This window comes from Pseudomonas sp. RW407 (genome assembly GCF_003176655.1).
Lineage (GTDB): Bacteria > Pseudomonadota > Gammaproteobacteria > Pseudomonadales > Pseudomonadaceae > Pseudomonas > Pseudomonas delhiensis.
The window spans coordinates 1420255-1443707 of record NZ_QGSL01000106.1 but is presented as its reverse complement, the minus strand read 5'-3'; the positions used below and the strand labels follow the sequence as shown (position 1 = coordinate 1443707).

Sequence of the window (23453 nt, the reverse complement as noted above, 5' to 3'; positions counted from 1 at the left end):
GGAGGTTTTCCTGTTGCGCCGGGTACGGCGGGCGGTTGGGAAATGCCCATAGATACGACAAAAGCGAGTCTTAATCACTCGCATTTACTGTTTGTTTACAACTGCGATGACCTGGGTCAACGCCGGCGAACCCGCGCGGCAGGGCGCCGCGCGGGGGCCGCAGCCTCAGCGGGGCGACCACAGGGCGCGGGGAATGCACACCTGGCCGTCGAACAGCAGCCGCGCGGTGCGCACCAGGCCGCAGCCGGCGATGCGCCCGTCGCGCAGGCGGATTTCCACGCTGAACTCGCCGCTGGGGTGTTCCACCGACAGGCGCCGCACCTCGCCGTCGCCGCCACGGGCCAGGTCCTGCGCCACCGAGCCCGGCACCAGGCAGGCGCTGGCCACGCTCACCGCGCCGAACACGCCGATGGAGGCGTGGCAGCGGTGCGGGATGAACGAGCGGGTGTCGATCGCCCCGCCGTGGCGCGGCGCCGAGACCAGGCACATCTTCGGCACGTTGCGCTGGCTGACGTCGCCCAGGTTCATGCGCGGGCCGGCCTGCAGGCGGATGGACTCCAGGCGCGCCTTCAGCTCGGCGTCGGCATCCAGTTCCTCGCGGCTCTCGCAGCCGCTGCGGTCCAGGTCCGCGGCGCGCAGCAGCACCACCGGCATGCCGTTGTCGATGCAGGTGACCTCGATGCCGTCGAAGCGGTCGCGGGCGTTGCCGGTGGGCAGCAGGGCGCCGCAGCTGGAGCCGGCCACGTCGGCGAACTCCACCACCAGCGGCGCGGCGCTGCCGGGCACGCCGTCGATGCGCGTGTCGCCGGCGTATTCCACCTCGCCATGGGGCGTGGGGACGTGCGCCACGGCGAGCTGCCCGGTGTTCTCCATGAAGATGCGCACCGGCGTGACCGCACCACGCACTGGCACCAGGCCGCGCTCGATGGCGAAGGGGCCGACGCCGGCGAGGATGTTGCCGCAGTTCTGCCCGTAGTCCACCCGCGCTTCGTCCACCAGCACCTGGGCGAACAGGTAGTCGACGTCGGCCTCGGGCCGGCGCGAGGCCTGGACGATGGCGACCTTGCTGGTCAGCGGGTCGGCGCCGCCGAGGCCGTCGATCTGGCGCTTGTCCGGCGAGCCCATCACCGCCAGCAGCACGCGTTCGCGCAGGGCCGGCTCGGCGGGCAGGTCGGCGCCCAGGAAGTAGGCGCCCTTGGAGGTGCCGCCGCGCATCAGCAGGCAGGGGATGCGCGTCTGGCTCATGGCCGGCCTTCCAGTTCGTCGAGGCTGTCGACGTAGCGCAGGCCCTTGGCGGCCAGGCGCGGGCGCATCTCGTAGATGTCCAGGCCGAGCTCGCCGGCGGCCAGGCGCAGGCGCTTCTGCTCCTCCAGGTCGGCGCGCTTGCGCGCGGCCTCCAGCACCTGTCCGGCTTCGTCGTGGCGCACCACCACCGCGCCGTCGTCGTCGGCGATGACGATATCGCCGGCGTTCACCAGTTGCCCGGCGCACAGCAGCGGCAGGTTCACCGAGCCGAGCACTTCCTTCACCGTGCCCTGGGCGCTGATGGCCTTCGACCACACCGGGAAGCCCATCCCGCGCAGGGTGTGGCTATCGCGGATGCCTGCGTCGATGACCAGGGCGCGCACGCCGCGGGCCTTGAGCGAGGTGGCGAGGAGGTCGCCGAAGTAGCCGTTGCCGCAGGGCGAGCTGGGCGCGACCACCAGGAGGTCGCCTGGGCGGCACTGCTCGACGGCTACGTGGAACATCCAGTTGTCGCCAGGGGCCACCAGCACGGTCACCGCGCTGCCGGCCACTGCCACGCCCTGCTGGATCGGGCGGATGTCGGCGTCCAGCAGGCCCTTGCGGCCCTGGGCCTCGTGCACGGTGGCCACGCCCAGGCGGCCGAGTTCGTCGATCACCTCCTGCGCGGCGCGGGGGATGTTGCGCACCACGATGCCGGTCTTGCCGATCAGCGCGCTCATGCCAGGTTCTCCGTCACGCGCGGGAAGACGCTCTGGAAGCCCTCGGCATAGACGATGTTGCGCGCGCTGGTGATGCCGACGTTGCGCTTGGCCTGCACGCCGCGCTGCAGGGCGACGCGGGTGTAGTACTCCCACAGGTGTTCCTGGCCGGCCATGCACTGGATGGCGGCGTACTTCCTGTCCCACACGCCGGTAATGTCGAGGAAGGTGTCCGGGCGCCATTCGCACTGTTCCGGCTGGTGCGGCTCGAAGGCGTACACGGGCGGGGCGCCGACGATCTTCTCGCCGGGCCTGTAGCCCTCGGCCTGGGCGATGATGCGTGCTTCCTGGGCGAGGTTCATGGCCAGCGGGTGGTCGTAGTTGTACGGGTCCTTCAGCGAGTGGCTGAGGACGAATTCCGGCTGCACGCGGCGGAACACGTCGGCCAGGCGGAACAGGGTGTCCTTGTCGGCGCGCATGGGGTAGTCGCCGATGTCGAAGAACTCCACGCTGGCGCCGAGGATCTCGGCGGCGGCCAGGGCTTCCTCGCGGCGCGCGGCCTTGACCTTCGCTTCGGTCATCTCGCCTTTGCGCCACAGCTTGGCGGATTCGCCGCGCTCGCCGAAGGACAGGCAGACGATGTGCACGGCGTAGCCCTGCTCGGTGTGCAGGGCGATGGCGCCACCGGCGCGCCAGACGAAATCGGCGGAATGGGCGCTGACCACCAGGGCGGATTTTTGTGCTGCGTTCATGTGGGTGGGCTCCGGTTGGGAATGTGTCGAGGATGTCACCGAGGGTCGGCAGCGACTAATGCGTTCAGTTGTGGGAGGTATGCCTTTTACTTATTGCGCTTGCCGGGGTGGCTGGGCATAGTCCCGCCGGAGTAAGGCTGCGAGCCGGGAGAGGAAATGAGCGACGTCGAGCTGCCGAACCTGATGCAGGTCCGCGCCTTTGTCCGCGTGGCGGACCTGGGCAGCGTGTCGCGGGCCTCGGAGGCGCTGTTCCGCGCGCAGTCGGTGGTCACCCGCGCCATTTCCGAACTGGAGACTCGGCTCGACGCGCCGCTGTTCGAGCGCCACGCCAACGGCATGCGCCTGACCGATTACGGCGACTGCGTGCTGCCCCGCGCACGCCGCGTGCTGGCCGAGCTGGAGAGCGTGCCGCGGCTGCTCGGCGCGGCGCCGGTGGAGCCGCTGTACCTGTTCCAGGGGCGGCGCCTGGAGGTCTTCGTCAAGCTCTGCGAGACGCGCCACATGCAGACCGTGGCCAGCCATTTCGGCCTCAGCCAGCCGGCGGTCAGCTCGGCGCTCAAGGTGCTCGAGGGCGGCTGCGGCCGGCCGCTGTTCGAGCGCACCCCGCGCGGCCTGCAGCCGACGCGGGCGAGCCACGAGATCCTGTTCCCGGTCCGCCGCGCGCTCAACGAGCTGCGCCATATCGAGACCGACCTCAGTGCCATGCGCGGCAGCCTGCAGGGCGTGGTGCACGTCGGCGCGCTGCCGCTGGGGCGCACGCGCATCCTGCCCGAGGCCATCGTCCGTCTTACCGCCGAACACCCCGGGGTGCGGGTGATCACCAACGAAAGCCCGTTCGACCTGCTGGCCACCGAGCTGCGCGCCGGCGACCTGGACTTCGTCTTCGGCGCCCTGCGCTCGGCGGACTACGCCAGCGACCTGGCCGGCGAGGCGCTGCTCACCGAGGAAATGGTATTGCTGGCGCGCCATAGCCATCCGCTGCTGCAGCGCCCGGTGCTACTGGCCGAACTGCAGCAGGCGCGCTGGGTATTGCCGCGCGCCGGCTCCCCGGCCCGTGGCCTGCTGGACGCCTGCTTCGCCGCCTCGGGCATGGCCGCGCCCTGGCCGGTGGTGGAAAGCGGCGACCTGGCGACCATTCGTGGTTTGCTGCTGCGCTCGGACATGCTCGCGGCGGTGTCGGCGCACCAGCTGGAACACGAGATCGCCTCGGGCGAGCTGTGCCGGCTGCCGGTGCCCTTGCCACAGACTACCCGCGCCATCGGCCTGACCTACCGCAGCGGTTGCCTGCATTCGCCGGTGTCGGCGGCATTGATGCAGAGCATCCGCGAGGTGATCCAGGCGACAGGGGAGGGCGTGGCGTAGGGCGGATAACCGTTCGCGGTTATCCGCCGTTTGACCGTGATCCCCGGCGCGTCTCGGATTCGATCTCGAAGCGCCTGTTCGAGGCGCTCCGTTCCCGCCCGTGAAGTCGGGCATGGGGTCGGATGTATCGGCGTACAACCGCGAACGGTTGTACGCCCTACATCACAGGGTGGGCGTGGCGTAGGGCGGATAACCGTTCGCGGTTATCCGCCGTTTGACCGTGATCCCCGGCGCGTCTCGGATTCGACCTCGAAGCGCCTGTTCGAGGCGCTCCGTTCCCGCCCGTGAAGTTGGGCATGGGGCCGGGTGTATCGGCGTACAACCGCGAACGGTTGTACGCCCTACGTCCTTACAACAGATTCAACGGATAACTGACGATCAACCGGTTCTCGTCGAAGCTGTTGGTCCGGCCCCAGTCGCGGCGCATGTTGGAATTGCGCCATTTGACGTTCAGCGTCTTCAGCGGCCCCGACTGCACGGTGTAGGCCAGCTCGCTTTCGCGGGCCCACTCGGTGCCGTCGTCGGTACTGCTGTTGCGCACGTTGTCGCCGTGGATGTAGCGGTTCATCAGGGTCAGGCCGGGTATGCCGAGGGCCGCGAAGTCGAAGTCGTGGCGCAACTGCCAGGAGCGCTCCTTCGCGCTCTCGAAGCTGGAGCCGAAGGCGTCGTTGGCCAGGGTGCCGCCGCTGGCGCCGTTGACGCGGAACCACTCGTCGTCGCCCATGACCTTCTGCAGGCCCAGGTAGAAGGTGTTGCCGCCGACCTTCGCCGAGAACATTCCCGACGCCGTGCGGTTGTCCAGGTCGCCGGCCTTGGCGCTGCCGTCCTCCTTGCCCCGGAAGTAGCCGAGGTTGGCGCCCAGCACCCAGTCGCCCAGCGGCTGGAAGTGCTGCACCTGCAGGTACTGCTGCTGGTAGATGTCCTTCAGCTCGGCGTTCCACAGGCCGACGAGGGTACGGTCGCCATTGAAGCGGTATTCGCCGCCGGCGAAGTCGAAGCGGTCGGAGGTGTAGGCCGTGCGGTTGAACAAGCTCATGTCTTCCATGCTGGCGTCGTTGCGTGGGCTGTTCTGGCGGAACTGGCCGCCGTACAGCGTCAGGCCGGCGATTTCCTTGGAGGTGAGCTGGGCGCCCTGGAAGGTCTGGGTCAGCGAGCGACCGTCGTCGGAGCGCAGGATCGGCAGTGCTGGGGCCCATTCACCCACTTTCAGCTCGGTCTTCGACAGCCGCGCCTTGCCGGCCACTGCCAGGCGGCCGAAGTCGTCGGCCGGGCGGCCGTCGTCGTGTACCGGCAGCAGCTGGGTACCGGCGGTGCCCTTGCCGCCGTCCAGCTTGACGCTGTACAGGCCGAGCACGTCCATGCCGAGGCCGACGGTGCCCTGGGTGAAGCCGGACTTGAAGTCGAGGATGAAGTTCTGCGTCCACTCCTCGGCCTTGCCCTGGGCGGTGTCGCCGACGTAGTTGCGGTTCATGTAGAAGTTGCGCAGCGTCAGGCTCGACTTGGCGTCCTCGAGGAAGCCGTCGGCGAAGGCGGGGAGGGTGGTACCGGCCAGGGCCAGGGCGGCGGGCAGGTAGCGGGGAAAACGACGGATGCAGGGGTAGCCCATGACGATCTCTCTGGAGTCATTGTTGTGGGGAGAGGCTTGTCTGGCGCCGGCTGTGGCGCCGGAAACGACGGCGCGGCGTTAGGCGGCGACCTGGCCTGGCGACGGCGGTGCGAGAGAGGGATGGGCGGCGTGCAAGTGCGACATTGCTCTGGACCTTCTTGTAATTGTTGGTGTGCTTTCGCGTCCGAGGGCAGCGGGCGCTGCCGGAGGTCGGTACGCCTCGATAGTGGAAGGGCGGCGGGCGGTGGACAATCGGTGAAAACGCTTCCTGTGCGAATATCGAACATTAATTAACCGGTTCGAACATTTAGGCGCGCCCTGCAAGCCGCCCCCGGCGGTTCCCCGGCCCGGTCGATCTCATTAGAATCCGCCGATCCTCGTAGTGGACGACACCCATGGCCGGTAGCCAGATCGAACGCGCCTTCAGCCTTCTCGAAAGCCTCACCAGCGAGCCCCGTGGCCTGCCGATGCAGACCCTGGCCGAGCGCCTGGAGATACCCAAGAGCGCCACCCACCGCATGCTCGCCGAGCTGATCCGCCTGGGCTACGTGCGGCAGAACCCGGAGAACGCCCGCTACCAGCTGTCCACCAAGCTGGTGGCGCTGGGCTTCCGCTACCTGTCCTGCAGCGGCGCCGACATCGTCCAGCCGATCCTCGACCGCCTGGCCCAGGACAGCGGCGAACTGGTGCGCCTGGGGGTGATCGACGGCAGCCGCCAGACCTGGATCGCCAAGTCCCAGGGCGCCCGCTCGGGCCTGCGCTACGACCCGGACATGGGCCGCGACGCGCCGCTGTTCTACACCGCCTCCGGGCACGCCTGGCTGGCCAGCCTGGACGACGCGCAGGCCCTGGAGCTGGTGCGCCGCCAGGGCGTGGGCGACCCCGCGCAGTTCGGCCCGCGCGCGCCGCGCAGCGAGGATGAGTTGCTCGGTTACCTGCGCCGCGCCCGCGAGCGCGGCTATGCCTGGGTCGAGCAGACCTCGGCGCTCGGCACCTCGGCCCTGGCCGCCGTGGTGCACAGCCCGGTGGACCGCCGGGTGATCGGCGTGCTGAGCATCGCCGGGCCCAGCGCGCGCCTGCCGGAGGCGCGCCTGCACGAACTGGCGCCGCTGCTGCTGGCCGCCGCTGCCGAGCTGTCTGCGGCGAGCCAGGCCTCCGACCTCTTCGCCTGATTCCCCTTGCTGCCTGGCCTTCCTCCCCCGCGGAGGAGGGCCGCTCGCGCCTGCCCGGACGCAACGGCGGTCGATAATCGCCCGCTGCCTGTCGTGCTGCACTTGAGTAAAATTGGAACCGAGTTCTAAATTCACTCATGCCATTCCATGGAGCCCCGCGTACCGGGCCCCAGCACAACAAGCAGAAGAGGAATCCCGCGTGACCGCTCCCTTGCGCATTGCCCTGATCGGCGCCGGCATCATGGGCCGCCAGCATCACCAGCACCTGCTTCATGTCCCCGCCCTGCAACTCTGCGCGGTGGCCGACCCGGGCCCCGGCGCGGCCGGGTTCGCCGCCGAGTGTGGCGTGCCGTACTACGCCGACCACCGGCGCATGCTGGAAGAGGCGCAGCCGCAGGCGGCGATCATCGCCAACCCCAACAACCTGCACGTGGCCACCGCCCTGGACTGCCTGGCCGCCGGCGTGCCGGTGCTGCTGGAGAAGCCGGTGGGCGTGCACCTGGACGAGGTGCGCGAGCTGGTCGAGGTGAGCCGGGGCAGCGGCGTGCCGGTGCTGGTCGGCCACCACCGCCGGCACAACCCGCTGATCGGCAAGGCGCGGGAAATCCTCGCCGCCGGGGCCCTGGGGCGCCTGGTCAACGTCACCGCGCTGTGGCAGCTGCAGAAACCCGACAGCTACTTCGAGGTGCCCTGGCGCCGCGAGCCGGGAGCCGGCTTTCTGCTCACCAACCTGATCCACGACCTCGACCTGCTGCGCTACCTGTGCGGCGAGGTGGTGCAGGTGCAGGCTTTCACCGGCAACTCGGTGCGCGGCCTGGTCAACGAGGACAGCGCGGCCATCCTGCTGCAGTTCGAGAACGGCGCCCTCGGCAGCCTGACCGGTTCCGACGGCGTGGCCGCGCCCTGGAGCTGGGAGCTGGACTCCGGCGAGAGCCCCATTTACCCGCGCCAGGTCGACCAGCCCTGCTACCTGCTGGCCGGCACCGAGGGCGCGCTGAGCATTCCGCAACTGCAGCGCTGGCACTACGCGCAGTCGGGCGCCGGCTGGCACCAGCCGTTGCTGCGCAGCAGCGAGCCCTTCACCCCGGGCGAGGCGCTGCGCCGCCAGCTGGAACACTTCGTGCGGGTGGTCCGCGGCGAGGAGCCGCCATTGACCGACGCCCTGGACGGTGGCCGTACCCTGGCGCTGATCGAGGCCATTCGCGAGGCCGCTGCCAGCGGCCGGGCGTGTGCACCGGTGCGGGTTGGTTGAATGAGACCGTGCAGCTTTGTCCGCGATAACCGAAGGTGCTGACGCGGATCGCGGACAAAGTCCTACCACGCCACCGCTGTCCCACCTGTAGGAGCGCGCCCTGCGCGCGATTCGCGGGCAGGGCCCGCTCCTACAATGGGGCGAGATGGGAGACGCGAATTTCGATCCAGTCACTCCCGCGAACGAGGGAGCCCAGAAGACAGTTGCTCCTGCGCCCGTGCTTCCTGTAGGAGCGGACTCTGTCCGCGATTCGGCGGATAACGCCGTAGGCGTTATGCGCCCTACGCGGACTGTCCTGGAACGTAGGGCGAATAACCGTTCGCGGTTATCCGCCGTTGGCTGGAACGCCGGGCTCGGGGCGGTTCAGCCGAACATCCAGCGCAACAGCAGCACCAGCAGCACCACGGCCAGGATCGGCCGGCCGATGCGGTAGGCCTTGGGATAGCGGCGCTTGAATTTCTTCACCTGGGCGCCCACGGCGTTGCCCAGGCGGATCAGCACCGAGTAGGCCTGGTTGATCCCGCCGACGCGCTCGCCGTCGACGTTCTGCGGCGCGGTGGCGCGGCCGAGGAAGGCGCTGACGCGGCGGTTGATGCGCGTCAGCAGTGGCGACCTGAGCGGGCGCTCGACGTCGCAGAAGAGGATCAGGCGCGATTCGTCGGTCTCGTTCTTCACCCAGTGCACGAAGGTTTCGTCGAACATCACGTCCTCGCCGTCGCGCCAGGCGTAGGGCTGGCCGTCGACGAAGATGCGGCAGGCGTCCGAGTTCGGCGTGGCCAGGCCCAGGTGGTAGCGCAGGGAGCCGGCGTAGGGGTCGCGGTGCTTGTTCAGGTGGCTGTTCGGCGGCAGGCGGGTGAACATCGCGCCCTTGACGTTGGGGATGCTGCTGACCAGCTCCACGGTCTTCGGGCACAGGCGCTGCGCGGAGGGCAGGGGGCCGTCGTACCAGGTCAGGTAGAAACGCGTCCAGCCCTTCTTGAAGAAGGAACCGAAGCCCGCCTCGTTGTTGTTCAGGGCGTCGCGGATGTAGCCCTCGTCGAACAGTTGCTCGGCTTCCTCGCGGATCATCTGCCAGTTGTCGCGCAGCTTGTCGAGTTCCGGGAAGCGCTCGCGGTCCAGGTACGGCCTGGAGGGTACGCTGGAATTCAGGTACATCAGCGAGTTGTACGGGGCGAACCAGGCCGAGTGGTTGACCACCTGGCGCAGGAACGGCAGGCGTACCTTGCCGCGCAGGTGCACGTAGAGGATGGCGACGAGGAAGATGGCGAGGATCGCGAGGACGAGGAGCTTGATCATGGGGTGGCGAGTCCGCCCTGTTTGACTGAAATACGGCCGGCCACTTGCGCAATGCCGGCACAGGCCCGAGGATTATACCCTCAGCGCGCGTCGCCGCTGAATTTTCCGCCACGTCAGAATTGTCCTGCGTCAAAGTTCGCGGGCTGTCGGAGAGTCGTTAGCCAATGAGCATGTCATTGCGTGACCAGCTGCTGAAAGCCGGGCTGGTCAACGAAAAGCAGGCCAAGCAGGCCAGCAAGCAGAAGCAGAAACAGCAGCGCCTGGAGCACAAGGGCCAGGCCGAGAAGGACGATAGCCAGCGCCAGGTCGCGCTGCAGGCCCAGGCCGAGAAGCTGGCCCGTGACCAGGAGCTGAACCGCCAGCAGCAGGAGAAGGCCGAGAAGAAGGCCCGTGTTGCGCAGATCAAGCAACTGATCGAAGGCACCCGCCTGCCCAAGATGGAGGGCGACGACTACTACAACTTCGTCGACGCCAAGAAGGTCAAGCGCATCGCGGTGAACGCCCTGATCCGCGACAAGCTCAGCCGCGGCAGCCTGGCCATCGTCAGCTACGACGGGCGCTACGAGATAGTCCCGCGCGACGCCGCACTGCGCATCCAGGAGCGCGACGAGCGCCGCGTGGTGCTGCTCAACGAGCCCAGCGGCGAGCCGGACGAGGACGATCCGTACAAGGACTACGTGGTGCCCGACGACCTCATGTGGTGACACGGGCAGAAACGAAAAAGCCGGGCGGATGCCCGGCTTTTTTCGTTGCGGCGGCGCTTACGAGCCCTTGACCGGCTTGCCGTCGACGGTGCCGTCCTTGAGCATGATCTGGTACTCCTTGCCGTCGGTCTCCTGCTGGTACAGGCGCACGAGCAGGTAGTCCCAGTCCTTGGCGAACCAGAGGACGGTCTTGCGGTTGCTCTTGGTCGGGTCGCGCACGCGCTCGACCTTGATGGCGTCGATCTGGCCGGCCTGGGTGGCGACCTTCTCCTCGCCGAGCACGCGGAAGTCGTAGGTATCGGTGTCGGTACCCTCGATCACCTGGTAGCTCATGCTCTTCTTGCCGACGGCGACGTCATGCTGCAGCACCAGCTGGTAGGTGGACTTGTCGAGCTGGCCGCGGTTCAGCGGCAGGCGCACGGTGTCGCCGCGGTCGCTGCCGGTGACCTGTTTCTGCGCCCAGTTGAACTGCAGGTCGGTGGACTTGTTCTTGCCCAGGCCCTCGCGGGCCCAGTGGTAGGTCTGCGGCAGGTAGGTGTCGCCCTCGATCTTGAAGGAACTGTTCTCCTTCAGGCTGGCGAGCAGCATGGAGGCCTGGAAGTCGAGTTCCCAGCTGCCCCCGTCGCCTTGTTTGAGGCTGCGGGAAGCGGTCCCGCTCAGCGGCATCTGTTTCCAGTCCGCGGTGTAGCTGGCCTCGAACGGCTTGATCTGGAACGAGGCGGCATGGGCCGGCAACGTCAGCAGGGCCATCAGGAACAGCAGGACTCTACGCATCGCGAATCTCCTAGGTTCGGAACGGGTAGCCGGTGGCCGGCAGCGCCTGGCCATCCAGCATGGCGCCTCGCTCGCCCAGGCGCAAACGGCCTTCGGCGAACCAGCGCATGGCCAGCGGGTAGATCAGGTGCTCCTGCACGTGCACCCGCGCGGCGAGCGTCTCCGGCGTGTCTTGCGACTCTACCGGGATTGCCGCCTGTACGACCAGAGGGCCGCCGTCGAGTTCCTCGGTGACGAAGTGCACCGAGCAGCCGTGCTCGGCGTCACCGGCCTGCAGCGCGCGCTGGTGGGTGTGCAGGCCCTTGTACTTGGGCAGCAGCGAGGGATGGATGTTCAGCAGGCGGCCGTGGTAATGGCGCACGAAGGCCGGGCTGAGGATGCGCATGAAGCCGGCCAGGACCAGCAGGTCCGGGGCGTAGGCGTCGATGCGGCGGATCAGCTCGGCGTCGAAGGCTTCGCGGTCGGCGAAGCCCTTGTGGTCCAGGACCTCGGTGGCGATGCCGGCGGCGGCGGCGCGCTGCAGGCCGTAGGCATCCGCGCGGTTGGAAATCACCGCGCGGATGGTTGCCGGCGTGGCGCCGTCGGCCAGGCTGTCGATCAGTGCTTGCAGGTTGCTGCCGGAGCCGGAAATCAGCACCACGACATTGCAAGGACGGGACATCAGTGGCCTTTCAGGTTGTTCAGCACCACGCGTTCGGCGTCCGCTGCGCAGGCGTCGATGCGGCCGATGACCCAGGGCTGCTCGCCGGCGGCGCGCAGGGAAGCCAGGGCGGCCTCGACCTGGTCCTGGGCGACGCAGATGACCATGCCCACGCCGCAGTTCAGCACGCGGTGCATCTCGTGCTCGTCGACGTTGCCTTTCTCCTGCAGCCAGTCGAACACCGCCGGGCGCTGCCAGCTGGCCACGTCGATGACCGCCTGGGCGTTGTCCGGCAGTACCCGCGGGATGTTGTCCAGCAGGCCGCCGCCGGTGATGTGGGCCATGGCCTTGACCGCGCCGGTCTGCTTGATCAGTTGCAGCAGCGGCTTGACGTAGATGCGCGTCGGCGCCATCAGCAGGTCGGCCAGGGGCTTGCCGCCCAGTTGGGTGGCCTCGATGTCGGCGCCGGCGACCTCGATGATCTTGCGGATCAGCGAGTAGCCGTTGGAGTGCGGGCCGGAGGAGGGCAGGGCGATCAGGGCGTCGCCGGCGACCACTTTCGAGCCGTCGATGATCTCGGCCTTCTCCACCACGCCGACGCAGAAGCCGGCCAGGTCGTAGTCCTCGCCCTCGTACATGCCGGGCATCTCGGCGGTTTCGCCACCCACCAGGGAGCAGCCGGCCAGCTCGCAACCGGCGCCGATGCCGGTCACCACGGTGGCGGCGACGTCGACGTTGAGCTTGCCGGTGGCGTAGTAGTCGAGGAAGAACAGCGGCTCGGCGCCGCAGACCACCAGGTCGTTGACGCACATGGCGACCAGGTCCTGGCCGATGCTGTCGTGCTTGTTCAGGTTCAGCGCCAGGCGCAGCTTGGTGCCGACGCCGTCGGTGCCGGACACCAGCACCGGCTGCTTGTAGCCGGCCGGGATTTCGCAGAGCGCGCCGAAGCCGCCCAGGCCGCCCATGACTTCAGGACGCGCGGTGCGCTTGGCGACGCCTTTGATGCGTTCGACGAGGGCTTCGCCGGCGTCGATGTCCACACCGGCGTCCTTGTAGCTCAACGAGGGTTGCTTGCTGCTCATGTATCCAGGCCTGTAGATAGGAGTGATTCGTCTGCCGGCCGCGGCGCGAAGGATTCGCGGCGACCTCGCGGGAGGCGCGGGATTTTATCAGGCTTGCCCGGCAGCGGCCATCTCGCGCTGTTGCCGCTGACCGGAGGGCTGTTTAAGGTATAGGCCTTCCGGAGGGGCTTGCCAGGTGCCGTTCCCTTCCTTTTCCGTTCGTCGAGAGCCTGTCATGCGACTTACCGCCCGCCTGTTGATCCTCTGCCTGTCGTTGCTCGCCCTGCCGTCCTTCGCCGCCGCGCCGGGCGACCTCTACCAGGTGCACGAGCCGGTGGCCTCGCAGCAGCCGGACGAGCGCAGCGCCGGCCTGTCCCGCGCGCTGCAGACCCTGGTGCTGCGCCTGACCGGCGACCCCCGCGCCATCCAGAGCGGTGCGCTGGCCGGCTACTTCAAGGACCCGCAGCAACTGATCAGCCAGTACGGCTACGAGAACGGCCCGCCGCTGGCCCTGGTGGTGGACTTCGACCCCACCTCGGTGAACAACGCCCTGCGCCAGGCCGGCCTGCCGGTCTGGGGCGCCAACCGCCCGAGCCTGCTGGCCTGGTGGCTGAACGAAAGCGCCGCCGGCAGCAGCCTGGTGGGCGACAGCCAGGAGGGCGCCGCGCCGCTCAACCGCGCCGCCCAGCGCCGTGGCCTGCCGCTGCTGCTGCCGATGGCCGACCTCTCCGAGCAGGGCGTGGGCACCGCGCAGAACATCACCGCGGCGCAGCCCGATGCGCTGCGTGCCGCCTCCGAGCGCTATTCCGCCGACGGCCTGCTGGCGGTCGACGCCAAGGAAGACGGCGGCAAGTGGCAGGCCCAATGGCGCCTGTGGCTGGGCGACTCCCGCGAGCAGGGCCAGGCCCAGGGCGACAGCCCGGACGCCCTGGCCGATGCCGTGATGCTGGCGGTCAGCCAGCGCCTGGCGCCGCGTTTCGTCGGCGCGCCGGGCGCGGCAAGCGCCCTGACCCTGCAGGTGCAGGGGGCCAACCTCGAACGCTATGCCCAACTGCAGAAGCTGCTCGACCCCATGGGCGCGAAGCTGCTGCTGGCCCAGGGCGACAACCTGCAATACCGCCTCAACGCCAGCCCCGACCAGCTGCGCGCCCAACTGGGCCTGGCGCACCTGCAGGAGGCCCCGGCCGAGCCGGCCCAGCCGGCGCTCGACGCCAACGGCCAGCCGCTGCCGGCGCAGCCCGCGACGCCGAGCAACGTCATGCGTTTCCGCTGGTAGTGACGCCGCGGGTGGGCCTGGCGCCGGATTCGCAGTATGCTGCGCCTCCGGCGCCTTTTCGGATGCGCCAAAATGATGATTTGGTTACACTTTTGATCCGTACGGCTTCACTGTAAGCGTTTTCGAAGAAAAGCCCCGCCCGGCACATGAAACAACCTATGCAGCTCCCCCTGGGCATCCGCCTACGCGACGATGCCACCTTCGCCAACTTCTACCCCGGCACCAATGCCGCGGCGCTGGGGTATGTCGAGCGGCTGTGCGACTGCGACGCCGGCTGGGCGGAAAGCCTCATCTACCTGTGGGGCGTCGAGGGCGTGGGGCGCAGCCACCTGCTGCAGGCGGCCTGCCTGCGCTTCGAGCAGTACGGCGAGACCTCGGTGTACCTGCCCATGGCCGAACTGGTGCAGTACGGCCCGGCGATCTTCGACGACCTCGAACAGCTGGAGCTGGTCTGCCTCGACGACATCGAGGCCCTGGCCGGCCTGCCGGAGTGGGAAGAGGCGCTGTTCCACCTGTTCAACCGCCTGCGCGACGCCGGCCGCCGCCTGCTGCTGGCGGCCTCGATGCCGCCGCGCGAGCTGCCGGTCAAGCTGCCGGACCTGAAGTCGCGGTTGACCCTCTCGCTGATCTTCCAGCTGCACCCGCTGACCGACGAGGAAAAACTCCGCGCCCTGCAACTGCGCGCCTCGCGCCGCGGCCTGCACCTGACCGACGAAGTCGGGCGCTTCATCCTCACCCGCGGCGCACGCAGCATGGAATTCCTCTTCGACCTGCTGGACGAGCTGGACAAGGCCTCGCTGCAGGCGCAGCGCAAGCTGACCATTCCCTTCCTCAAGGAAACGCTGGGTTGGTAGCGCGGCTGCAGGCGGCAGGCTATAGGCTGCAGGCGAAGAGCACATGGCCGGGGGCCTCTGTGTAGGAGCGACATTCTGCCGGCTCTTCGCTCTTGCCTGCCGCCTGCCGCCTGCCGCCTATAGCCTGCCGCCGCTCTAATCCTCCCCGGCCAGCTTGCGCTCGTACTGGAAGCGCCAGCGGGTGTAGAGCAGCGCAGCGCAGAACAGGCTGACGCTGAGCAGCACCTCGGCCCAGCCGTAGATGCGCTGGCCCGGTTCGAAGGTGTTGAGCACCCCGGTGATGAAGTACAGGTTCACCACGTAGCAGGCCCAGGCGTGGCCGCGGGCGCTACCGAGCAGCATGCCCGGGGCGATGATCAGCAGCGGCAGCAGCTTCAGCGCGGTCCACACCTTCGGCACCCAGTCCGGGGCGCCGTGGGCGTCGGTGAACAGCAGGCCCCAGATGAGGATCAGCAGGACCAGCGCCAGCAGGCTGCCCAGGCTCACCGCGCGGCTCGCGGCCAGGCGCGGGCGCAGGTGCTCGAGGGAGGGCAGGGGTTTCTTCTTGCGGGCCATTCAGCGCTCCAGTTTGCCGGCGACCTCGGCCAGGCGCTTGCCCAGCGCGCGGCACAGGGTGATCTCGTGTTCGTCCAGGGCGCGCTTGCCGTCGGCGCCGGCGAAGTGGCTGGCGCCATAGGGCGTGCCGCCGCCGCGGGTCTCCAGCAGGGCCGGTTCGCTGTAGGGGATGCCGGTGACCAGCATGCCGTGGTGCAGCAGCGGCAGCAGCATGGACAGCTGGGTGGTCTCCTGGCCGCCGTGCAGGCTGGCGGTGGAGGTGAACACCGCCGCCGGCTTGCCCACCAGGGCGCCGGTCAGCCACAGGCTGCTGGTGCCGTCGAGGAAGTACTTCAGCGGCGCGGCCATGTTGCCGAAGCGCGTCGGGCTGCCCATGGCCAGGCCGGCGCAGTCCTTGAGGTCGTCCAGGGTGGCGTAGAGCGCGCCTTCCTCGGGCAGGTCCGGGGCCACCGCCTCGCACTCGGTGGACACCGCCGGCACCGTGCGCAGGCGCGCCTCCAGGCCACCCTGTTCGATGCCCCGGGCGATCTGCCGGGCCATCTCGGCGGTGGCGCCATGGCGGCTGTAGTAGAGCACCAGGATGTAGGGCGCGCTCAAGGCAGGATCTCCAGCACCTTCTCCGGCGGCCGGCCGATCACCGCCTTGTCGCCGGCCACCAGGATGGGCCGTTCGATCAGCTTCGGATGGGCGGCCATGGCCTCGATCAGCTGGGCGTCGCTGAGCTGCGGGTCGTCCAGGCCCAGGGTCTTGTATTCCTCTTCGCCGGTACGCAGCAGCTGGCGCGCGCCTATGCCCAGCTTGCCGAGCAGCGCCTGGAGTTCGGCAGCGCTGGGCGGCGTCTCCAGGTAGCGCACGATGGTCGGGGCCAGGCCGCGCGCCTCGAGCAGTTCGAGGGCGCCACGGGACTTGGAGCAGCGCGGGTTGTGGAAAAGTGTCAGTTGGCTCATATCCATGGGCTCGCTGGGCCGTTAAAGTGGCGGCTATTCTAACCGCCTCCCGAGGGTTGGCTGAACCATCGGCGTTCGGCCGGGCCGGCGGCCCCGCGACTTAAGGACACAGCATGCACCCGCGCCTGCAGAACCTGATCGAGTTCTGGCGTTATCTCCTCCAGCGTTTCCGCGCCGACCGCGTCAGCAGCCACGCCGCCGCGCTGACCTACACCACGCTGTTCGCCGTGGTGCCGATGATGACCGTGACCTTCGCCATCGTCTCGGCAATTCCCGCCTTCGAAGGCATGGGCGAGCGCATCCAGCTGTTCATCTTCCACAACTTCGTGCCGTCCACCGGCGAGGCGGTGGAGACCTACCTGCGCGCCTTCATCGTCCAGGCGCGCCACCTGACCTGGCTGGGGGTGGCTTTCCTGGCGGTCACCGCGTTCAGCATGCTGGTGACCATCGAGCGCGTGTTCAATGAAATCTGGCGGGTACGCAAGCCGCGCCGCGGGGTGACGCGCTTCCTGCTGTACTGGGCGATCCTCAGCCTGGGGCCGCTGCTGCTGGGCGCCGGCTTCGCGGTTTCCACTTACGTCACTTCGCTGTCGCTGCTGTCCGGGCCCCATGCGCTGCCCGGCGCCGGCATGCTGCTGAAGTTCATGCCGCTGCTGTTCAGCGTGGCGGCCTTCACCCTGATCTACGCCGCGGTGCCCAACGCCCGCGTGCCGCCACGCCATGCCCTGGCCGGCGGCGCCCTGACGGCTTTCCTGTTCGAGGCGGCCAAGTCGCTGTTCGGCCTCTACGTCGGCCTGTTCCCCGGCTACAAGCTGATCTATGGCGCTTTCGCCACGGTGCCGCTGTTCCTGCTGTGGATCTACCTGTCCTGGCTGATCGTGCTGTTCGGCGCCGAGCTGGTCTGCAACCTGTCCTCGACGCGCCTGTGGCGGCGCAGGGCATTGCCGCGGCTGCTGGTGCTGCTGGGCGTGCTGCGGGTGTTCTACGAGCGCCAGCGGCAGGGCGAGGCGACGCGCCTGGCGCACCTGCACCGGGCTGGCTGGATGCTGCCGGAGGACGAATGGGAGGAGATGCTGGCCTTCCTCGAGCGCGAGCAGATGGTCTGCCGCTCGGGCGGCAGCGACGATACCTGGGTGCTCTGCCGCGACCTGGGCAGCTACAGCCTGCATCGCCTGCTCAACCGCTGCCCCTGGCCGCTGCCCTGCCTGGAAACGCTGCCGGACAGCCTGCCGGACGACTGGTACCCGCCGCTCCGCGAGGCCTTGCAGCGCTATCAGGCGGAGCGCGAGGCGCTGTTCGGCGGCAGCCTCGCAGAATGGTTGAGTCCGTCACATTCCAGGTGACGTAAAAGGTCAGTTTGCGGCGAAACGGAATGCCGGTAGCGGCGGGACGGGGATGGAAATGCGTGGAATCGCGGGCCTCGAAAGTTTGGCACGCTTCTGGCTATAGCCGGTTCAGGACAGTGGTGTTCCCCAGAAGTTCCGAGAAGGCCCGCATCTTCATGAACAAAGACCTGAACAAAGTCGTACACCTGCACCAGCGCGACCCGCAGAGCGCCCTGGAGCGGCTGAATAGAATCACCGGTCTGCAGTTCAGCAGCTGGCCGGAGTCCCTGCTGCCCAGCGTCCATGCCGCGCTCGAGGAGCAGGCCGCCGGCAGTGCCGAGCCCGTTGGTGAACCCGCCCGTCAGCTGGGCTGAAAGCTACGACAGCTGGCCGGCGTTGATCCGCTGGTCGCTGGCGATCTGTTCCACCGCCTGGACGAAGAGTTCTTCCACCGTCAGGCGCGAGAGTCCCACCGCCGAACGCAGCCTGATCTGCAGGTTGTCGATCCTGTACCGGTACGTTAGCCGCGCGATGCCCGACAGCAGTATGCGTCCGCTGGCATTGAGGGTGCCGTGGTCGATCACCACCTCGTGCTGCCGCTCGCCGTCGCCGTAGCAGGCCAGCAGCGTCACCGGCAGCTGGGCCATGCCCGGCACCTGCAGCCAGGCGGCGACGTTGTAGTCGCAAGCCCGGCCGCCGTTCCCCATGCCGAGGGGCCTGGCATTGGCCACGATGTGTTCGGGCACCCGGCTGACGATCTGATCCGTGGGCTGCATCGGTCTATTCCATGAATGGGCATCGGCCGGCGTACATTGCGCCAGCATGTTCTTCGACAGGGCGTGTAGGACATGCGGAAAGTAAAGTTCCGCAAGCCTCGGCATTATAGGAAGCGTCAAGCCGGCAAAACGTGCATGTTGCCGATCCTGGCTGTGATCTGGTTCCCAATTGGCGACATCAGCCCAGCCGCAGCGGATGCCGGCTGACCAGCGGCGTGGTCAGGTTGGCCGTGGGCAGCGGGAGGATGGTCTGGTTGTCGAAACTGGCCAACTGCAGCCAGAGGTTCTCGCCCTCGACGAATTGCCCCTGGGGCAGCCAGATGCCGTGGTACCAGCCGTTGCCCGGTTCGGGGGTGCTCTGCAGGACCGCCGGGTGACGTTGTGCGTCAGGCGTGCGGCGCAGCCACGCCGGCCGTGGCAGGCCCTTGAGGAAGCGCAGGCCCAGGTGCAGGCCGTCGCCGTTGAGGTGGCGCCAGCGCACCATCGCCAGGATCGGCGAGCCCGGCTGGTCGAGGATCAGCAGCAGTTGCCCGACCGGCAGGCGCTGTGCCTGGCTGCCCTGGCAGACGATGCGGGCCCCGCCGGGGCTGCAGTCGGCCATCTGCGCCTCGCAGCTGCTGGCGGCGCCAGCTAGCAGGTGGGCCTGGATGGCCGTCAGGCCGATCACCACCTGGCAGCTCGCCTGCTTCTCGGCGCGGGTATGGCGGCGCGGCTGGTGGCCCAGCCAGTGGGGCCGGACCCGCTCCAGCAACTGGTTCTCTGCCGCCGGGCGCAGGGGGGCCGGGTCGTGCAGGGCGATCAGCAGCGCGCCCAGTTCCAGGCGGCGCAGTTGTTCGGCCGGTGCCGCGGGCTTCTGGTCGAAGCCCAGGCAGGGGCGATCGTCGCCCAGGTCCACCAGGTAGCCGTCCTGTTCCTCTTCCTCGTCGTCCCAGTCCTGCAGCCGGGCCAGGCCGGCCAGCGGGGCGAGGGCGCTGAACAGGTGTGGCGCCTCGCCCTCGGTGAGGTGGAAGGGGTTGCTCAGCGCCAGCAGCAGGGACTGCTGGTACAGGCCCCGCAGGGTGCCGGCCGGGGTGGGTTCGAAGGCGGCGGCGATGGGTTCGTCGAGGCACTGCTGGTACTCGCCTATCCAGTACAGCAGGTGGCTGTCGCGCCACAGCGAGCCCGGCGGCTGCTGGTACTGCTGGTAGTGGCGCAGCAGGGCCTGGGCGAGGAAGTGCTCGGCCATGTACAGGCACCAGGCCAGGTGCGGGCGCGAGGGCTTGTGGCCGTTGAGTATCTGCAGCAGCAGGCGCTTGAAGCCGGCGGCCAGTTCGCCGCACAGGTGCACGAAGAGCGCCGGGGGCGCCTTCTCGGCGCGGATCAGCCGGGTGTAGTGGCGATATTCTTCGGCGAGGCTTTGCAGCGCGCGCTGCCTTTCCAGTAAGGTCAGTGCGCAACGGTTGAGCCGGAAGAGGACGCCCAGGCAGTGCTGCAGACCTTCGTGCAAGGGCAGCCGCCGGGCTTGCGCCAGTCCTGCCGCCAGGTTGCTCGCTGCGTCGCCGTTGTCTTCCAGGATGTCCGGCACTTCCAGGCGCAGGGCTGAGAGCATCATGACCACCCCGCATACACGAGGACTGAAGGCATGGGAGTACGGCTCCGTTTTGTCAGTGGACTGTTGGCCGGCCTGATCCTGGCCGGCTGCTCGGCGGATTACGGCGTCGATCAGTATGGAAAGAAGGTACCCACAGCAAGCCTAGATGGCCAGTGGCTAGTCATCAATTACTGGGCCGACTGGTGCGTGCCCTGCCGCAAGGAAGTGCCCGAGCTCAATCGCCTGGCGGAGGACAATCGGGACAAGGGCGTGCGGGTGCTGGGCGTCAACTACGATGGCCTGCGTGACGCCGAGCTGAGCAAGGCCGCGCAGGACCTGGGCATCCGCTACACGGTGCTGGCCGACGACCCGGCGCCGCGCTTCAAGTTGCCGCACAGCGAGGCGCTGCCGGTGACCTACATAGTCGACGCCAAGGGCCAGGTGCGCGAGCGCATGCTGGGCGAACAGACGGCCAGCGGCGTACAGGCGCGCCTACTGGCCCTGCAGGAGGAGAAACGCTGATGGCGAGAATCTGCATGCATGGCTTTGTCAGTGGGTACGTGCAGGGTGTCTATTACCGCCAGGGCACCCAGGAGCAGGCCGACCGGCTGGGCATCGACGGCTGGGTGCGCAACCTGCCCGATGGGCGGGTCGAGGTGCTGATCGAGGGGGAGGAGAGTGCCGTCCACGCGCTGCGCGAGTGGCTGCACCAGGGGCCGGAGAAGGCCCAGGTGACGGACGTGGCGTTGCAGGACATGCCGGCCCAGGGCATCACCGGCTTCATCGTCCGGCGTTGAACCCGGCGCCGGCGCCCGATGCGCCGGCGCGGGCTCAGTTGTTGGCGCCGGGGTCCGCAGCCAGGCGGCCGGCGTCGCTCAGCAGGTGCTGGAGGAATTCCTTCTGCAGCTCCGGATCGTTGCGCGTCAGCTCGATCAGGCTCTGTTCCAACTCGCTGGCTTCCTCTTCCAGGCCGAGGTCGGACAGGCGCTTGACGCGGTGCACCCAGTGCTGCACGTCTTCGCCTTCCAGGTCGTCGTAGATCAGCGCGTGGGCTTCGTGCAGCTTGCCCCGCAGCGTCGGGCTGACCAGCAGGCCGGCTTCGGCATGGGCACTGTCCTGGGCATCGCGTACGCTCAGTTGCAGGCGCCCGGCGCGATACACGGCGTCGTCGCTGAAGGGGCTGTCCAGCAGGTTCAGGCGCAGGATGCCGTGGCGGTCGGTCAGCAGTTCCTGGGTTTCCTTGCCCACGCTCACCTGCACCGGACGCTCGGCCCAGGGCAGGCTGGAGTACTCGGTGTGCCTGTTGCGCCGCTGCTCGTCGATGCTGGCCAGGTTCTGCTCGGCGCGGCCGTTGGACTGCACGTTCATGAACGGGTTCATGCCGTCGATGCCGTAGCCGATCCAGCCGCGGGTGACGCTTTCCGGCAGGTTGCCCAGGGCGAACACGTTGACCACGTTGGCGCCGATGCCGGCGACGAAGGTCACCGCGCCCAGCGGCACTTCGTAGAATTCGCGCCAGCCCTGGTAGGGCGTGTAGCGATCGTAGCGGCGGGTGACCTCGAAGGTGGTGACCTCGAAGGTCTTCTGCTCCTGCACGCGCACGCGGCGCTGCGGCAGCTGCAGGACGCCGGGCTCGCCGACGTCGATCTGCAGGCTGTGGTCGAGCAGCTTGCGCTCGACGCGCTCCTCGTGCTCGCTGCGCTGCGACATCTGGTTGGCGCAGCCGCTCAATGCAAGGCTGCCGCACAGGGCGGCAACCTTGAGGGTGGTGCTTCGGGACATCGCGCTGCTCAGTTGCCGATCTTCGCCTTGAGGAAGTCCATGACATCGGCCACGGCGACGTTCTGCGACTCGCTGTCGCGACGGCCCTTGTACTCCAGGGTGCCTTCGCCCAGGCCGCGGTCGCTGACCACGATGCGGTGCGGGATGCCGATCAGCTCCATGTCGGCGAACTTCACGCCGGGGCTGGTCTTCTTGTCGCGGTCGTCCAGCAGCACCTCGTAGCCGGCGGCGGTCAGCTCGGCATAGAGCTTGTCGGTGGCCGCGCGCACGCTTTCGGTCTCGTACTTCAGCGGCACGATGGCGACCTGGAAGGGCGCCAGGGCGGCCGGCCAGAGGATGCCGCGCTCGTCGTTGTTCTGCTCGATAGCCGCGGCGACCACGCGGGATACGCCGATGCCGTAGCAGCCCATGATCAGGGTGACCGGCTTGCCCTGCTCGCTGAGCACGGACAGGCCCATCGCCTCGCTGTACTTGGTGCCGAGCTGGAAGATGTGGCCGACCTCGATGCCGCGGCGGATCACCAGGGTGCCCTTGCCGTCGGGGCTGGGATCGCCGGCGACGACGTTGCGCAGGTCGGCGACTTCCGGCAGCGGCAGGTCGCGTTCCCAGTTCACGCCGAAGTAGTGCTTGTCGTCGAGGTTGGCGCCGATGGCGAAGTCGCTCATCAGGGCCACCGAGCGGTCGACGATGCAGGGCAGCGGCAGGTTCAGCGGGCCGAGGGAGCCGGGGGCGGCGCCGATGGCGGCCTTGATCTCGGCTTCGCTGGCCATCTGCAGGGGGCTGGCGACCAGGGGCTGGTTGGCGGCCTTGATCTCGTTCAGCTCGTGGTCGCCACGGACCACCAGGGCGACCAGCTTGCCTTCCTCGGCGCCACGCACCACCAGGGTCTTGATGGTCTTCTCGATGGCCAGGCCGAACTTCTCCACCAGGTCGGCGATGGTCTTGGTGTCCGGGGTGTCGACCAGGCGCAGTTCCTCGGTGGCGGCGCCGCGCACGGTTTCACGCGGGATGGCCTCGGCCTTCTCGATGTTGGCGGCGTAGTCGGAGCTGTCGCTGAAGACGATGTCGTCCTCGCCGGAGTTGGCCAGCACGTGGAATTCGTGGGAGCCGCTGCCGCCGATGGAGCCGTTGTCGGCCTGCACGGGGCGGAAATCCAGGCCCAGGCGGGTGAATATCTTGCAGTAGGCCGCGTACATGCCGTCGTAGGTCTGCTGCAGCGATTCCTGGTTCATGTGGAAGGAGTAGGCGTCCTTCATGATGAACTCGCGGCCGCGCATCAGGCCGAAGCGCGGACGGATCTCGTCACGGAACTTGGTCTGGATCTGGTAGAAGTTGATCGGCAACTGCTTGTAGCTGGACAGTTCGTTGCGCGCCAGGTCGGTGATCACTTCTTCGTGGGTCGGGCCGACGCAGAACTCGCGGTCATGGCGGTCCTTCAGGCGCAGCAGCTCGGGGCCGTACTGCTGCCAGCGGCCGGACTCCTGCCACAGCTCGGCGGGCTGCACGGCCGGCATCAGCACTTCCAGGGCGCCGGCGGCGTTCATTTCCTCGCGGACGATGGTCTCGGCCTTGCGCAGCACCCGCAGGCCCATCGGCAGCCAGGTGTACAGACCCGAGGCCAGCTTGCGGATCATGCCGGCGCGCAGCAGCAGCTGGTGGCTGATCACCACGGCATCGGCAGGGGTTTCTTTCAGGGTGGACAGCAGGTACTGACTGGTACGCATGGTTGGCCGTTATTCGATAGCGAGGAAAAGAAAGGGACGGGGCATTGTACGGTGCGTGCCCAGCGCCGTACAGGGCGCGGCT

General features: G+C 68.3%; 25 protein-coding genes. 10 read left to right on the top strand and 15 right to left on the bottom strand.

Annotation, left to right across the window (positions count from 1 at the left end; genetic code table 11):
* Positions 1 to 165 precede the first annotated feature (165 nt).
* Genes DK254_RS23250 through galB form a run of 3 tightly spaced genes read right to left on the bottom strand, consistent with a single transcriptional unit; the run spans position 166 to position 2695 of the window.
* A complete protein-coding gene (locus DK254_RS23250) occupies positions 166 to 1245 on the bottom strand; it encodes a 4-oxalomesaconate tautomerase (RefSeq protein WP_109935667.1) in 1080 nt (359 codons plus the stop codon).
* On the bottom strand, positions 1242 to 1964 hold the full coding sequence (locus tag DK254_RS23245; protein WP_109935666.1) for a 4-carboxy-4-hydroxy-2-oxoadipate aldolase/oxaloacetate decarboxylase: 723 nt from the start codon (positions 1962 to 1964) through the stop codon (positions 1242 to 1244). Before DK254_RS23245 ends, DK254_RS23250 begins: the two co-directional genes overlap by 4 nt.
* Positions 1961 to 2695, bottom strand: coding sequence for a 4-oxalmesaconate hydratase (galB, locus tag DK254_RS23240; protein WP_109935665.1), 735 nt, complete (start codon positions 2693 to 2695; stop codon positions 1961 to 1963). Before galB ends, DK254_RS23245 begins: the two co-directional genes overlap by 4 nt.
* A 156-nt stretch (positions 2696 to 2851) precedes the next feature.
* On the opposite strand from galB, the gene DK254_RS23235 reads away from it, so the two are divergent.
* Positions 2852 to 4057, top strand: a complete 1206-nt coding sequence (locus DK254_RS23235) for a LysR family transcriptional regulator (protein WP_109935664.1) — start codon at positions 2852 to 2854, stop codon at positions 4055 to 4057.
* Between the two features lie 349 nt (positions 4058 to 4406).
* Here DK254_RS23235 and DK254_RS23230 read toward each other — a convergent pair whose 3' ends face one another.
* Positions 4407 to 5663, bottom strand: a complete 1257-nt coding sequence (locus tag DK254_RS23230) for an OprD family porin (protein WP_109935663.1) — start codon at positions 5661 to 5663, stop codon at positions 4407 to 4409.
* Positions 5664 to 6058: 395 nt separating this feature from the next.
* Here DK254_RS23230 and DK254_RS23225 point away from each other — a divergent pair, with 395 nt between their 5' ends.
* Together DK254_RS23225 and DK254_RS23220 are read left to right on the top strand one after the other, a co-directional pair.
* Positions 6059 to 6835 carry an IclR family transcriptional regulator gene (locus DK254_RS23225; RefSeq protein ID WP_109935662.1) on the top strand — a complete coding sequence of 259 codons (777 nt, stop codon included), beginning with the start codon at positions 6059 to 6061 and terminating at the stop codon, positions 6833 to 6835.
* Between the two features lie 199 nt (positions 6836 to 7034).
* A complete protein-coding gene (locus tag DK254_RS23220) occupies positions 7035 to 8087 on the top strand; it encodes a Gfo/Idh/MocA family protein (protein ID WP_109935661.1) in 1053 nt (350 codons plus the stop codon).
* Between the two features lie 363 nt (positions 8088 to 8450).
* Here DK254_RS23220 and DK254_RS23215 read toward each other — a convergent pair whose 3' ends face one another.
* The gene (locus DK254_RS23215) at positions 8451 to 9383 is read right to left on the bottom strand and encodes an aspartyl/asparaginyl beta-hydroxylase domain-containing protein (protein WP_109935660.1); all 933 of its coding nucleotides are present in this window, start codon (positions 9381 to 9383) and stop codon (positions 8451 to 8453) included.
* A gap of 164 nt (positions 9384 to 9547) precedes the next feature.
* Between DK254_RS23215 and DK254_RS23210 the strand changes: the two genes are divergently transcribed.
* Positions 9548 to 10087: a DUF2058 domain-containing protein gene (locus tag DK254_RS23210; protein ID WP_109935659.1), complete on the top strand. Its 540-nt coding sequence runs from the start codon at positions 9548 to 9550 to the stop codon at positions 10085 to 10087.
* A 57-nt stretch (positions 10088 to 10144) separates the two neighbouring features.
* Here DK254_RS23210 and DK254_RS23205 read toward each other — a convergent pair whose 3' ends face one another.
* From DK254_RS23205 to purM, 3 genes are read right to left on the bottom strand one after another with little or no spacing between them, the layout of a single operon-like run.
* Positions 10145 to 10861, bottom strand: a complete 717-nt coding sequence (locus tag DK254_RS23205; protein ID WP_109935658.1) for a DUF3108 domain-containing protein — start codon at positions 10859 to 10861, stop codon at positions 10145 to 10147.
* Positions 10862 to 10871: 10 nt separating this feature from the next.
* The gene (purN, locus tag DK254_RS23200) at positions 10872 to 11522 is read right to left on the bottom strand and encodes a phosphoribosylglycinamide formyltransferase (protein ID WP_109935657.1); all 651 of its coding nucleotides are present in this window, start codon (positions 11520 to 11522) and stop codon (positions 10872 to 10874) included.
* On the bottom strand, positions 11522 to 12583 hold the full coding sequence (gene purM, locus DK254_RS23195) for a phosphoribosylformylglycinamidine cyclo-ligase (RefSeq protein WP_109935656.1): 1062 nt from the start codon (positions 12581 to 12583) through the stop codon (positions 11522 to 11524). Before purM ends, purN begins: the two co-directional genes overlap by 1 nt.
* A 214-nt stretch (positions 12584 to 12797) precedes the next feature.
* Here purM and DK254_RS23190 point away from each other — a divergent pair, with 214 nt between their 5' ends.
* Positions 12798 to 13838, top strand: coding sequence for a DUF2066 domain-containing protein (locus DK254_RS23190; protein ID WP_109935655.1), 1041 nt, complete (start codon positions 12798 to 12800; stop codon positions 13836 to 13838).
* 146 nt (positions 13839 to 13984) lie between these two features.
* Positions 13985 to 14692 (top strand): DnaA regulatory inactivator Hda, encoded by a 708-nt coding sequence (gene hda, locus DK254_RS23185; protein ID WP_009616904.1) that lies wholly within the window; start codon positions 13985 to 13987, stop codon positions 14690 to 14692.
* A gap of 135 nt (positions 14693 to 14827) precedes the next feature.
* Here hda and DK254_RS23180 read toward each other — a convergent pair whose 3' ends face one another.
* From DK254_RS23180 to arsC, 3 genes are read right to left on the bottom strand one after another with little or no spacing between them, the layout of a single operon-like run.
* Positions 14828 to 15247, bottom strand: a complete 420-nt coding sequence (locus DK254_RS23180) for a DUF2069 domain-containing protein (RefSeq protein WP_109935654.1) — start codon at positions 15245 to 15247, stop codon at positions 14828 to 14830.
* A complete protein-coding gene (gene wrbA / locus DK254_RS23175) occupies positions 15248 to 15844 on the bottom strand; it encodes an NAD(P)H:quinone oxidoreductase (RefSeq protein WP_009616906.1) in 597 nt (198 codons plus the stop codon). It abuts the gene before it with no gap.
* A complete protein-coding gene (arsC, locus tag DK254_RS23170) occupies positions 15841 to 16194 on the bottom strand; it encodes an arsenate reductase (glutaredoxin) (protein ID WP_109935653.1) in 354 nt (117 codons plus the stop codon). The genes wrbA and arsC overlap by 4 nt, the downstream gene beginning before the upstream one ends.
* A gap of 113 nt (positions 16195 to 16307) precedes the next feature.
* Here arsC and DK254_RS23165 point away from each other — a divergent pair, with 113 nt between their 5' ends.
* Both DK254_RS23165 and DK254_RS23160 read left to right on the top strand, forming a co-directional pair.
* The gene (locus tag DK254_RS23165) at positions 16308 to 17537 is read left to right on the top strand and encodes a YihY family inner membrane protein (protein WP_109935652.1); all 1230 of its coding nucleotides are present in this window, start codon (positions 16308 to 16310) and stop codon (positions 17535 to 17537) included.
* A gap of 158 nt (positions 17538 to 17695) precedes the next feature.
* Positions 17696 to 17893, top strand: a complete 198-nt coding sequence (locus DK254_RS23160; protein ID WP_109935833.1) for a hypothetical protein — start codon at positions 17696 to 17698, stop codon at positions 17891 to 17893.
* A gap of 3 nt (positions 17894 to 17896) precedes the next feature.
* Here DK254_RS23160 and DK254_RS23155 read toward each other — a convergent pair whose 3' ends face one another.
* Entirely contained in the window at positions 17897 to 18295 is a 399-nt protein-coding gene (locus tag DK254_RS23155; protein WP_109935651.1) for a hypothetical protein, read from the bottom strand.
* Positions 18296 to 18473: 178 nt separating this feature from the next.
* A complete protein-coding gene (locus DK254_RS23150; RefSeq protein WP_109935650.1) occupies positions 18474 to 19886 on the bottom strand; it encodes a PilZ domain-containing protein in 1413 nt (470 codons plus the stop codon).
* A 30-nt stretch (positions 19887 to 19916) separates the two neighbouring features.
* Between DK254_RS23150 and DK254_RS23145 the strand changes: the two genes are divergently transcribed.
* Both DK254_RS23145 and DK254_RS23140 read left to right on the top strand, forming a co-directional pair.
* On the top strand, positions 19917 to 20387 hold the full coding sequence (locus DK254_RS23145; RefSeq protein WP_109935649.1) for a TlpA disulfide reductase family protein: 471 nt from the start codon (positions 19917 to 19919) through the stop codon (positions 20385 to 20387).
* A complete protein-coding gene (locus DK254_RS23140; protein WP_109935648.1) occupies positions 20387 to 20662 on the top strand; it encodes an acylphosphatase in 276 nt (91 codons plus the stop codon). Before DK254_RS23145 ends, DK254_RS23140 begins: the two co-directional genes overlap by 1 nt.
* Before the next feature lie 34 nt (positions 20663 to 20696).
* On the opposite strand, the gene DK254_RS23135 is transcribed toward DK254_RS23140, so the two are convergent.
* Positions 20697 to 21647, bottom strand: a complete 951-nt coding sequence (locus DK254_RS23135; protein ID WP_109935647.1) for a hypothetical protein — start codon at positions 21645 to 21647, stop codon at positions 20697 to 20699.
* Positions 21648 to 21655: 8 nt separating this feature from the next.
* A complete protein-coding gene (locus DK254_RS23130; RefSeq protein ID WP_109935646.1) occupies positions 21656 to 23371 on the bottom strand; it encodes a proline--tRNA ligase in 1716 nt (571 codons plus the stop codon).
* Positions 23372 to 23453: the final 82 nt, after the last annotated feature.